8 protein-coding genes and 2 pseudogenes are annotated in these 12,145 nt (G+C 46.4%); 6 read left to right on the forward strand and 4 right to left on the reverse strand.

The window, feature by feature from the left end; genetic code table 11:
* From A1332_RS25535 to A1332_RS00380, 5 genes and pseudogenes are all read left to right on the forward strand, one after another.
* A pseudogene (locus A1332_RS25535) lies at positions 1-423 on the forward strand (transposase); the annotation flags it as partial.
* A complete protein-coding gene (locus tag A1332_RS00370) occupies positions 417-1,805 on the forward strand; it encodes a TniQ family protein (RefSeq protein WP_082879452.1) in 1,389 nt (462 codons plus the stop codon). The pseudogene A1332_RS25535 and the gene A1332_RS00370, both read left to right, overlap by 7 nt.
* A pseudogene (locus A1332_RS25805) lies at positions 1,802-2,161 on the forward strand (TniQ family protein); the annotation flags it as partial. The gene A1332_RS00370 and the pseudogene A1332_RS25805, both read left to right, overlap by 4 nt.
* A 288-nt stretch (positions 2,162-2,449) precedes the next feature.
* Positions 2,450-3,607 (forward strand): hypothetical protein, encoded by a 1,158-nt coding sequence (locus tag A1332_RS25810; RefSeq protein ID WP_231890168.1) that lies wholly within the window; start codon positions 2,450-2,452, stop codon positions 3,605-3,607.
* Between the two features lie 134 nt (positions 3,608-3,741).
* Positions 3,742-4,083 (forward strand): hypothetical protein, encoded by a 342-nt coding sequence (locus tag A1332_RS00380; protein ID WP_064006611.1) that lies wholly within the window; start codon positions 3,742-3,744, stop codon positions 4,081-4,083.
* A gap of 69 nt (positions 4,084-4,152) precedes the next feature.
* On the opposite strand, the gene A1332_RS00385 is transcribed toward A1332_RS00380, so the two are convergent.
* Genes A1332_RS00385 through A1332_RS00400 form a run of 4 tightly spaced genes read right to left on the reverse strand, consistent with a single transcriptional unit; the run spans position 4,153 to position 11,029 of the window.
* A complete protein-coding gene (locus A1332_RS00385; RefSeq protein ID WP_064006612.1) occupies positions 4,153-5,334 on the reverse strand; it encodes a Wadjet anti-phage system protein JetD domain-containing protein in 1,182 nt (393 codons plus the stop codon).
* Complete coding sequence (locus A1332_RS00390) at positions 5,327-8,719, reverse strand: ATP-binding protein (RefSeq protein WP_064006613.1); 3,393 nt, start codon at positions 8,717-8,719, stop codon at positions 5,327-5,329. Before A1332_RS00390 ends, A1332_RS00385 begins: the two co-directional genes overlap by 8 nt.
* The gene (locus tag A1332_RS00395) at positions 8,712-9,572 is read right to left on the reverse strand and encodes a DUF4194 domain-containing protein (protein ID WP_064006614.1); all 861 of its coding nucleotides are present in this window, start codon (positions 9,570-9,572) and stop codon (positions 8,712-8,714) included. Before A1332_RS00395 ends, A1332_RS00390 begins: the two co-directional genes overlap by 8 nt.
* Complete coding sequence (locus A1332_RS00400) at positions 9,569-11,029, reverse strand: DUF3375 domain-containing protein (RefSeq protein WP_064006615.1); 1,461 nt, start codon at positions 11,027-11,029, stop codon at positions 9,569-9,571. The genes A1332_RS00395 and A1332_RS00400 overlap by 4 nt, the downstream gene beginning before the upstream one ends.
* A 185-nt stretch (positions 11,030-11,214) precedes the next feature.
* Between A1332_RS00400 and A1332_RS00405 the strand changes: the two genes are divergently transcribed.
* Positions 11,215-12,129, forward strand: a complete 915-nt coding sequence (locus A1332_RS00405; protein WP_064006616.1) for a WYL domain-containing protein — start codon at positions 11,215-11,217, stop codon at positions 12,127-12,129.
* Positions 12,130-12,145 lie beyond the last annotated feature (16 nt).

Raw genomic sequence — 12,145 nt, forward strand, 5'->3', positions numbered from 1 at the left:
ATGGCAACAGCCCCTAGTCGTATTCGATTGGTTTTGGGGCAGGACGATAAAAAAACTATTCATAGTGAGTGCTTACAGCTTTTTAGATCATTGGGTTTTTGTCTGCCGGTACCGTTATCATCGGGGAATTATGGTTGGGATGACTTGGCCATGCGTCTTTATTACGCTAGCGATGGGCGAGTGGGCTACATTAAAACGCTTTTACTATTTGCTTTGGAATTCGCGCTTGAAAATAAAGTTGGAGAAATTGACCCTAAGTTATTGGAACAAGTATTCACAGTAAATATTTGGCAGGAGGGAGTGGGCAAACTAAATCCTTTTAATCCTGCTTTTGTATTTCGCCGCTTAGATCGGGGTAATGAACCGTTTGAACCTGGTTCACTCTGCAGCGTCCGTAAGGGCCGTAGGGAGGTGGTGTGTTGATTCCGTTCAGTGACTATCCAGTTCGACCTCAAGTTCAGCAAGGGGAAAGTCTAGCGGGTTATCTATACCGTTTTCAGGGTGGCAACGAGCATCGAATCACCCGTCGCTTAGAGCATACCTTAGGCGCTTTGTATCGCGGAACGGCAACTGATGCTACACCAGCGGCTGTTGATACCTTACAAACGTTGCTGGGGACTTCAACCGAACTTGATCGGACCTGGTGGCTGCGCAAACGCCGTTTGCCGAAGTGCTCGAGTGGGCATGAGAGTACCAGACCGGGATTAGATATTGTCCCGGTACGTTTTTGTATTCTCTGCCTAAGCGAATGCGGTTTTCATTTTGCCCTTTGGGAATTGCCGCTGATTGCGGCATGCCCCGTTCATCATATCCGATTGTATGAGCGCTGCGTTCTTTGCGGCAAAACCTTTTCTTGGTCCGATTTAATGCCGGATTGGTTTTGTGCCTGTGGTCAGTCGATTATGAATGCACCCATCACACTTGCCAGTCGCAATCAGTTGCTATTTGCACAGCTCTTAGCGGGATCGGAAGATGTTGACCTGCCCAGCCGTTTCAACAACTGTGATGAATCGTCAATTTCGAAAGGTTATACGCTCAGTGAAGTTTACGCAGGTCTCGAATGGGGCAGTCGGTTGCGTAAAGCGTTATGTCGTGACGGTCATCGATCCCGCAAGCCGATTCAGAGCAAGCGGAATTACAGACCTTTCTGGTCTGACGATTGGGTTGCCGTGTTACTGATGGCGTCGCCTGACGAATTGAAACATCGGATACTGAGAATACTTGTCAGACGATTCAGAGGGCATAAAGACTTGCTCTGTTCGGTTACGAAATTAGATTGGTTGTATCGGATGATGCTATTTGTCGACACCGGTAACTATGGATACTTCCAGACGAAAATTCAGGTGGTAGTGGCGCAAATGTTGGCCGAATACCAACTGAAATTGCCGATCTCGTCGGCGGTGTTTTATAACCCCTGGATTTCGCCAACACGGCGTTACGAAAACCAAACACGGTTGATGCACTGGTGGGCAAATTTGTCCAAACATATTGGCGAACTCGATCCTGAAATGCTTCGCCATCAACAAATAAAGACTACACCGCCCATCAAATACGGTAAGCGGGAATACGAGTTGGAGTTGGTGGACATCCTAAATCGCCTGTCGAGTGTGGCATTCGAGCAAGCTGATTTAGCGGATTGTCGAGCGCTCATCTATTGGTGGCGGATACCGAAAGATTTGCGTGAGCTACGGAGTCCTAGCGATGTTTTGCATCAGCTGGGATTACACCTTACGGTGATACCCGATTATGAGCTGTACTTCGTTGGTTCCCTGGTTCGACTGGCATGTCAGGAAAAACCAGCATGATTGCCGTGAAAGATTATTGTGCTTTACCTGTGCGTCCGCGTCCGATCAATGGCGAGGCTACCCTGGGTTTTTTGATGCGCGTTGCACGGGAAAACGGTTACGAAACGCTGCGGCAGTTAGGCAACACATTTCGAAACTTTGATGGGCTATGCCAAGCGCTTGGCTTATCAGCTGAGGAGAGACAGGGGTTGTTGGGACCCCATCCAAGTTTTTGGGGACCAAGTGCGTTTTCGAATGGTCTGGCAGTCGCCGATTTTAATCATAGTCAAATGCGCTGGTGTCCGCTCTGTCTTCGAGATTCGGTACATTTGCGCGGGCCGTGGCTGCTGAAAATCAGTTGCGTTTGCAACCGGCATTCAATCCGGTTACTTGAGCGATGCCCTAGTTGCGGCAGTACTCAGCGGCTAGAACGTGTTAACCTTAAGCAATGTGCTTGTGGGGCATGGCTTGCCGATATCCGAGGCGCAGATCAGGTAGATGAACCATTGATTTCCGTCAGCCGCTCGGTTGAGGCAGCAATTGACGGCAAATCGGCATTGGCGGGTTTTCCTGCTATGTCACTGCCAGAATGGATTAGATTAATCGGCTATTTAGGCCAGTTTTCCAATACCTTCCAACCCGCGAAACCGGGGAAGATTGCAAATATGCATCAACTGGATACTGCATCCGTGTTGATGCAGCAAGTCGGTTGGTTATTGGATGGCTGGCCGGAAAACTTCCATGCCCTGTTGACGACGATACACAGGCAGACAGCGAGTCAATCCAGTATTCGTAGGACTTTCGGGTCGCTCTATAGGACGCTATACACGGACTTGTCTGGTGAATGTTTTCAGTTTTTGCGCGACGAATTCGAACGTTATTTGCAAAAACATTGGTCGGGCGTGGTGAATAAACGTCATAAGGCGTTTAAGCCGGAGACGGTTGCCAGGCATCCCAGAGTGACCTTGAAACAGGCGGCGAAAAAAGCCGGGGTTGCACCGTCAACCGTTCGCCATTTTGTTCGGGCGGACGTGATTGCCGGAAATCAGATTGAATTGCCATCAGGTCGCAAGCTGCGCTCAATCGATGAACAAAGCCTTAAGCAAATCGCGATTCTTGCCAAGGGATACGTGACGCTTGGGGAAGCGGCGAAACAGCTAGCACTGCCTGAACGTCGGGTTAGGGAGTTAATTTCGGCAGGCATCTTAAAGCCGCTCGTTTCAAGACAACTCGGCAATGCCGCCACTTGGTTGATTCCTTGGCAACAAGTACAAGGGCTGTTTTTTGCCGGTACGGAAGTGAGTCATTTGCCACTGACAATCAGTGTGCGATATATCCTCAAGCATTGGCATCTGCTCGATGGCGAATTCATCAATTTGATTCGGGCGATTTTAGAATGCCAAATACAGCCCTTAGGTAATCCGACACAACCCGTGCCGTTGGGAAGTATCTTGCTTGCTGAGCAACAAACTCGGCAATGGCGGGTAGAAAAACGTTGTGAAGGCGGGGTTAGCCTCTCGGTGGACGAGGCAGCGCAATGGCTTGGTCTGAAACAACAGGTGGTCTACGACTTGGTGAAGCTGGGGTTATTGGCAACTATCAAAGACGATCTTCCTGGTCAGCGAGTTACTCACGCTGGCATTGATGATTTTCAAACCAGCTATATTTCATTGGCTGAATATGCGAAGACGATGAACCGAGCGCCGCGATGGCTATTGCAAACCCTGTCTGTTCGGCCTGTGTCGGGGCCGATGATTGATGGCGGTAGGCAGTATTTTTTTCGGCGTTCCGATCTGTGTACTGAAAGAATCTCAAGTCGATGACAATAATTTACTCTGCCCATAGGATGATGTGCAGAAACGAAAAATCCTTATAGATCGTAGCGTTATTTAGGATACTCAGGTTTCATAGTAGGTATACGGAAAACTATTTGATTATTTGTTAGGAGTTACACCAAATGAAACTTTCAGAACGATCACTAAAAGCCAAGGAGAAATTCGCGGATAGCAATATGTCTGTCGCAAGCTCTATTGCAAGCGCAGTATTCATTGGGGTTTTGGTTTTTCCATTAACAGCTTTTATTTCAGCAATGGCTCTGGGCAACGAACCATTTGCATTAATGAAAATGATTACCTTGAAACAACTCTTTATATTTGGCGGATTATATTTTTCTCCGCTTTTCGCTGCATGGTACGCAAAAGAGATAGCAATGGACCTGTATGACCAAATTGAAAAAGCCACCTCCAACAATTTCATTGGCCGGACGCGGAACCGCAAAAAGCTTTGCTTCAAATATTAGAGCAGTCGTTCGTAAATACACAACGAACGGCAGAAACTGGTCGGTAATGCTTGGTTGCAGTTGAATTAATTAGTTGATCCAAGCTTCGAGTCTGGATTTTATATAGTCAGGCGACAGTCTTTCTTGTTCCAATCTCGAGGCAAGTTTATCCGTATTTTTTAAATTCGAAAATATTCGAGCTTCTGAGTCGGTAAGGAATTTAGGTAGGTTATTGACCGATGTTCGCTCACCGACCATCCGGTCCTTATGGTCATCGAGTGTTTTCTGATCCATCATGAGCACTTTGATAGTCGATAACTTTGAACGAACATCGCTCAAGATGGATAGCCCCCAGGTGTCTATATCTCCCCAGTAAGCAACGTTTTTAGATTTAAGCCATACTGCCTCCATCCAGGCCACATTTTTTCCTCCACCAAATATAGCAATGGTATCTGGGAGGGAAGGTAACCCCAATCCTGATTCCATGTTTTCTATAACAAGGATGTTTTTAGCTGGAAGTGCCTGTTGTTTTAAAACGTCTCCGGACAGTTGCAGTACGGGGAAACCGCCTATTCTCGCTTTCGTATCTTCGCACAAGGGACGAATGGTTAACCATGCTGTGGGTTTCGTGATGCATGAAAGCCATTTGAGTAACCCGCCGGCATTTGATACTGCATTGTTATGGATTTTATCGAGAATGTCGGTAATCAAAAATCTATATGTTTCGAGAAACTTGGTGTCGACGCCAACCAGTGGCAGAGCTCTAAGATATTTTCCTGTTCCCATAGCGGGAATTAATTGTTTGATTAAATCTGGCAGTAAACTGGCATCAGCTGGGTTCATTGTCTCAATCGTATTTAAGTTTTTTACCAATGCTGAATAAGTTTCGGGATAGACCTTTAATAAGGGAGACATATTGGTTTCCCAGATTTGACTTCTCTTGAGCGCTCCATCTCCGACAAATTCGATCAGCTCTTGGACGTTTTTTAAAACGAAAAATTTAGGTAACGTTTGTTCGGAAAGCACCCGATAATTTCGGGTTTCCCATTCGATCAGGTGCTGAGCGGCAAATGAGCGCCATTGGCCAATAAATTTTTGGAAATGTTCCATATCACCAACAGCGAGTTGGCCTGTTGGTGGTTTTAATCCGACTCGAATCGGAAATGGCTTATCGTTCAGTAGGCGCGCTTTTAAGCCAGTAAAGTTTTGCCATTCCCGTTTTAATATGAGCTCCTTTATGTCGGAAGGCAATAAGCCCCATGGCCTATCCATTTTCTAGCTCCACACCTAAAGATATGGCCTCCATCCTGAGCTGTTGTTGACGTTGTTGTTCAAGACGAACGTCGATTTCTTCCCAAGTAACTTCACAGAGGCGGCTTTCATGGTTCTCTTGATCTCGTTCCGCTATGAGCAGAGAACGCGCCGACTCCCGGGCTAAATTGAGATTTTTGTATGGGGTGATCAGGTTGACGTGAATGTGTAGCTCTTTGAACACCCGCAACACTCTGCGACTGACCGCCTCTGCTGTATTGGAAAATGCTTCGTCCAAAAAAACAGTACAGTAAACAGGTTTGTCGTAGCCGTCCGGTGTCAATACATAGGCCAAACTGGCGGCAACGATGGTACCAGCAAATGATTCTTTCTCGCCGCCGGATTTGCCGCTGGACGATTCCAACACATCTCGCACTTCATGGGTTTCGGCATCTAGTTCTTCCGCATAAAACGACATTTGATAGCGCGGATCAAGTAGCCTTAAACTTTCTAAAGTGTTAGATGTCACGGGGCTGCTAGCCTTTTCCAGTATCTGGACGACCGATTGCAAGCGTTCGAATCGGGCTTCGTGATCGTCACTGGTTGCCTGGCTCAAAACGGTTCTTACGTGCCTGTTGAAGTCCTGAACATGCGGATATTGTTCGACTTTGCTCCCTAGCTTCAAATGCGAGCCCGGCCGAAACTCGGTTCGAGAGAGTACTCGGTTAATCGTATCAATACGATCGACGATATCTTCCCGTTCTGATTCGAGGCGCTGGTGGATACGTGCCAGCGATTGTGTTGCGTGTTTATTCAACCTCTCTTTGAATTGCTCAACCAAATGTGGCAAACCCTCTTGTTCGAGCCGATTTAAATGAGCTAGATAATCTTCAAGACTGGCGGCATCACAGCCCCAGTCTTCGGCAATGACACGCCATTTGTCATGAGAACGGAATGACGACATGATACCTATGGCTTTTTTTTCTGATTCAGTCTTCTTAATTCGCCATTTTTCCTGTTCATTTTCAATACTTTTGTCATGGGTGTTTTGCAATAGGATGGCATTTTCCAAATCACTTTCTTTGATTACACCGATGCGTTTTTTTAGAATTTCCCGCACTTCGTCGTCCATTCCGGAAGATGCAGCCTGTTGTGCTTGAGCCTGTTTTTTTACGGCTTGGCTTAGGGTTTCGGAAAATTTTCCTTCCTCCTTATTCGCTAATTCTTTTTCATTTTTGAACTTTTCCAACAAACGCTTGGATTCTTCCCACTGCTGTTTTGCCGTTTCCAGTACATTACCGCTGTGTTCGAGTATCGAAATATCCTGTTGAAGCCTCTGGACCTCGGTATGCCACTTGGGGGCATTAATTTCTTCCCATGAATATTCAATAATTCTTTTCCAGGTTGCTTCCCGTTCGCCGACTTGATCGAGTTCTTTTCTGGCGTTTTCCACGGTTTTATATATGTCATCGACTGACTGGAGAATCTGTTTCAAATCCTGTTGTAACAAAGCCAGCCGTGATTTGTTGGAGAAACCCAATTGCCAGCGTCTACGGTCATCGATTTTATCTTGGTCTTTTTTCTCAAATCGGCCCTTGTCGAAATGGATCAAGCCTTGTTGAGTCATCGAAAAAGGCGTGCTATCCAGTTCTTCAGTAGAAGCGACGCATTGCAAATCGAAACGCGACAAATGGTGTTTGAGCCATTCGCGATAGGGATGCTCGCGCCAAATCAATTTCCTTAAAAAACCGTTAGATCGAAAGTCGGCGTTGTCGCGGGAGGTAACCTCTCTTACCACCTGAACACGAACATGTAAGCCAGTGTGCCGGGTATTCAACCACCGAGTTACCATCGAAAAACGGTCAGCGGGTACGGCCAACGTCGTGCGTAAACCGCCTAACGCACGTTCAATAGCGCCTTGCCAGTGACGATGTTCCTCTTTGACGTCTATCAATTCGCCGATAAAAATGCACTGGTCTTTAGTAAACCCCAACGATGCAACCAGCTCATCCCGTAATTTCTGGTAGTTTGGATCAATGTTCGAGTCGGGCCGGGCGCTTATCTCTGCAATTTGTTTTTCCAGGGCGACTTTCTGTTCTGTCTTATTGCTCAAATCCGCGGATAAACGACCGAAATGATTTTGCGCCGCTTGTTTTTCGGATCCAATATTTTCGAGCTTATCGTCAGCGAGTTGCCGGTTTGCCAAAAATTGTTTTTCTTCCAAACGATCATCGAGATTGAGTTTCTGTGTATCTTTTTGGTAGCTGGCTGCGCGAATTACGATTTGACTAAGGCGTTGTTGTGCGTCTTGCAATTCTTTTTTCAGATTTTCGATGTGTTCGCCACCAGCCTCCAGGTAAGCGGCATATCGTTGATCTCTTAGCGTTTCGGTTTTCTGTTCTTTCTCTGATAACTGTTTAATCTGCAATGATAAATCATCAAGGTAGGATTGCAATTTGGCTATTTTTTCGGTCCAAAGCCCATAACAAATTTCGCCAAAATATACCGGTAAGCTTTCTCGTTCATGCGTGAGACATTCCAGTTCGTCTATTGCCTGCTTCAGTGCCTCATTCAATTCAGGCAATCTCGATAAATGTTCCTTTTGCCGTCTGGCATCGATCAATTGATCATGAATGGCCACTAAATCGCTAAACTCGTCGACTACTTTCCTGGCATCGTCTCTAACGGTGCTGGGTTCCAAGACCAGTTCCCTGATTAGCGCGGTAAGATCGTCAATCTTTTTTAGCCCCAACGCTCTGGAAAGCAAGGCCGGCGCGTTTTTATTATCCATGTGTAACAGTTTTCGATACAGCTCCTGATATTCGGGGAAACTGTCGTCACAACAAGTGATGGCTGGATCGTTCCGTAGCCATTGTTTCAACGAACGAGCATTGCCTTCGCCAAAAGCATCGAGAATTTCTTTAAGAGATAGGTTTCTTTTTGCAACACAATAAATCCGTTTCACATCGGATAGCGCGTTGTTCGCTTGAGTTGTCCAGAAGATGGCGGTTAATGTTATGGAAGAGCCATCGTCACCTCGATAAAGTGCCCTTAATCCAGTAACGACAGCTTTGTCCCGTTTACTCTTGACCCGCGTGCCAGCTCCGTCATGCACGGAACCGAAACTGCCGCGCATGTAGGAAAGCAGCGTTCGATCAGTGCGATCTCCTTGCGCGGCGGCCACGTTAAACGTTGCTCGGCCTGCCGGTAAAAGCAAAGCCATCAGACCGTCAATAAAAGTCGATTTGCCGGCACCGTTATCGCCGGTGACCAAGGTTCCATGAGGATCGATTACTGCGGAATGTAAGCCATGAAACGAACCCCAGTTATAGACGGAAAGCTCTGCTAAACGGATTTGGCCTATGCTGAACAGCGAATGAATGTTTCCAACGTCAATGTTATGCATCTTCCTCTCCCTGATCAATTTCATTTTTTTCCTGCAAATCGGTATTTAACCCGGCTTCACGCGCTAACTGTTGATATTCCAAGAGCATGCTTTCTAAAAATTCCGCATTAACGACATAACGAATAATCGGGGTAATCTCGAAACGATCATCGTTGCCACGTACCGAACTTAGAATATGTCGTTCCGTCATCTTTTTTAATGCGGCATCAAGTTGTCTGCGATCCGATTTGCTGCTGTTGGTCAACGATAGAAAGGGTGACAAATTGGCTTCGATTTTCTCTACGTCGATAATGATTTTTTGTTCGCCTGTCGTTTCCCGTTCCTGATAATGCTTACGCAGTACCAGAAGTAGAAAGGTGTCATAAAGCGAAAGTGTTCTGCGGGTAATTAAGGAAACCGTTTCTTCATTTTCTCCGTCGCTTTCATCCAGCCCGGCAATGAATGCGACGCCGGCCCGTTGATCGAGTATCAGTTTTAGGTAGACATCTGCTAAGTGGTTTCGAATAGCGTCTTGATAACGGCAAATTGAATCAAATAGGTTTGATTTTTGGCTGGCTAAAATCACGCCCTGCCTGAATAAGCTTACGAGTGCTCGTCTTGCTTCGGGCGGCATGCTGCCGTTATTCAACGTTACGGTATCATCGAGTGTTTCTTCAGTTGGCGAATCGTCTTGGTCCTCAATGGGTGTTGCAGAGAAAGATTCTTCATACGCTGACACTGATTTGAGCGCCTGGATATCTCCATTTGAGTTTTGCAATGATGACGGATGATCGTCTTGACGCTGCCGGAATCGATCAAATAAATCGCTTATTCCCGATTGGAGGGCACTGTGTTCCAAATCATCGTGGCTCATAGTGCCATCTCCTCTATGCTGTCGGGAAATAGGTCTGCTGTTAGCAGGAACTTTGGAATGGTAGCTTCAAGACGGACACCCTGTTTGTCTAAAAACGCTACTTTTTCTTTGTCATTCAACGTTGTGGCGCCCACTGATCTGGCCACACGCAGGTAGGCGACTAATTCTTCCAGACCTGACGTCAACGGGTGCCTCGCTGCGATAGAGGCAATTGTCATCGGGCCATGTTTAAGCAGCGTGTCTCGAGTTAGCATGGCAATTTCCTTAACTTTTACAGTGTCTAAACAATCCAGCATGAGTGCGTTCGGGATTCTGGAATTGGTTTGCTCTTCTACGCCGGACGTATTCAATTTTTCGTCAGGCATTCTCAGGCGCATATTGTCGGGAGAAGACATTTGAATTGGGCCAACGGGTAACGATAACGAAGTTGAAGTTTTGGGCTCCGTTCCGGCTTCTTTCAAGTCAATCGCCAGGCGTTCCAATTGATGTAGCAACTTATCAACCGCTCTATTTTCCAGAGCAGCTCCGCTTTCGATATAGGCCCTTAAGCTCTCTTCTGTCCTGCGTCTGATATGAAAAACGCGTTCGCTTTCATGGGATAATTCCCGCATCAATCGGCTCAGAAACTGATGTTGCTGCTGCGTTAGCTGTGCTGAGACCGGTCGGTTCAAGATACTGCGCAGCTGGTCCTTAAATTCGGTGGATCTGTTTTGATCGCACAAAAGTTGGAAAAAACCCTCGAATGCGCTTCCCGCATCGGTTTCGGCCAGCAACATTTCCTTTTCCATGACGGATAACAGGAGATCGCCACGTTTCGAACCTCCCTCGATCATCTGTACCCGAACAGCCTGGTCAAGTTCGCGAATTTCATCCTCTACTCGTCGAAAATCTCCGGTCAACACAGAAGCCAATTGATATATTTCCCTTATTCGTTCCCGCTGCTGTACCTCGGATAACTGGGTAACTACGCCGGCATTCAACGCATCGATTTCGCGCTGTAACTCGGATTTTCTCTGTTCGAGCAGTGCAATCCGTTCGTCGGCATTGGGGCTGACAGCCACCGCAAAATCACGCACGGCTTCTTGTACGATTCGAAGATGTGATGCCGTTGTACCCGTACTTCGCTGATCCAGTCCCTGGCAAAATCTCAATGCAACTTCGCTGGCATCTGTTTTGGTGAGTTTGTCGTCCATCTCTCGCAACCAGCCGCTTCGAATCCATTGATTCAAATAAGCTGCGCCTGTAGTTTCTGTTTCCCAAATACCCAGTTCTCTGCATCTTTCCAACTCGGCATCTAACGCCACACGTGCGCGACCGAAAGGAGCTTCACTCTCATCGGAAAATAAATCCGCAATGAATGCCAAGATAATCGGCGCATTATCGGCCCGCAGCAATTTCCAAGCGGTGCTTTCCTGAAACAGCCGGCGATACTTAGCTTGTAATCCCTGAAAATTCAAACTCCGCTCCTATTAAGACTTCAGAACTACAATGCAAGGAAGGAATTCACAATCATTGTCTGTTGACTTCTCTTCGGCGCAACTAAAATTCATATTATTCATAATGGGTACAATAAATAATCAATTTGATCATGTCAATAGCTCAAATAAATTGCTTTTCTGTGTTTCTGTTTTAGAATATTCCTATGAGCATCGAACTTTTATCTGCCCCACCCTCGCAAGCAATCGAGAATTTGAATCAAGCGCAGCGGGAACGTCTGACTTTTATTGAATTTCGGCTATTTTTTCTTGGCGGACTAGGGCGACAGGAGCTAATACAAAGGTTTGGTGTTGCCCCGGCAGTCGCGACAAGGGATTTTGCTCAGTATCGGGAAGCATTCCCAAACAACATTAGTTTTAACGGTAAGACAAAGTCATATGAATTAGGACACGCCTTCTCCCCTGCTTTTAAACATTTTCCAGATCAAGTGTTAGCAGTCTTAGCGCATGGATTTGGCTATGGTGGTGTTTACACTTCTGATTGCCTTGTGCCGTGCGAACTTCCGATTATTCTTAGTCGGCCGACAATAGATGTTCTTGCCCCGATCAGTCGCGCTATCCACCAACAAAAAATTGTTAGCCTAAACTACCAATCTCATAGCAGTGGATTAACGCAACGTGAAGTAGCGCCATTTGCTTTAGTGAATGATGGCCTTCGTTGGCACGTTCGAGCTTATGATCGGAAAACGAATGAATTTCGTGATTTTGTACTGACAAGAATGGAGGAAGTGTCAGCATTGGCAGAGAGTGTGTTGTTGAAGCATGAGCTACCATCTGCTGATATTCAATGGAATCGAATAGTCGAACTCGATTTAATACCACACCCCAATCAAGATCATCCTGAAATTATTGAAAGGGATTATGGGATGACCGCCGGTGTTTTACACCTTAAGTTAAGAGCGGCAGTTGCCGGATACGTTCTACGCCAGTTGATAGTTGATTGTTCACCCGAGCATAGCTTGAAAGGTAAGGAGTACAGACTCTGGCTGAGAAATCATTTAGCGCTTTATGGGGTTTCCAGTGCAGTCCTTGCACCTGGACATGAAGTAATCAGTTTGTAAATATTTTAGAGTTGGT

The sequence above is a fragment of the Methylomonas methanica genome, assembly GCF_001644035.1.
Taxonomy (GTDB): domain Bacteria; phylum Pseudomonadota; class Gammaproteobacteria; order Methylococcales; family Methylomonadaceae; genus Methylomonas; species Methylomonas methanica_A.

Excerpts from the sequence above, each read along its gene's own strand:
- A1332_RS25810 (WP_231890168.1), top strand. The coding sequence starts at position 2,450 with ATGCATCAACTGGATACTGCATCCGTGTTGATGCAGCAAGTCGGTTGG.
- A1332_RS00380 (WP_064006611.1), top strand. The coding sequence starts at position 3,742 with ATGAAACTTTCAGAACGATCACTAAAAGCCAAGGAGAAATTCGCGGAT.
- A1332_RS00385 (WP_064006612.1), bottom strand. The coding sequence starts at position 5,334 with ATGGATAGGCCATGGGGCTTATTGCCTTCCGACATAAAGGAGCTCATA.
- A1332_RS00390 (WP_064006613.1), bottom strand. The coding sequence starts at position 8,719 with ATGCATAACATTGACGTTGGAAACATTCATTCGCTGTTCAGCATAGGC.
- A1332_RS00395 (WP_064006614.1), bottom strand. The coding sequence starts at position 9,572 with ATGAGCCACGATGATTTGGAACACAGTGCCCTCCAATCGGGAATAAGC.
- A1332_RS00405 (WP_064006616.1), top strand. The coding sequence starts at position 11,215 with ATGAGCATCGAACTTTTATCTGCCCCACCCTCGCAAGCAATCGAGAAT.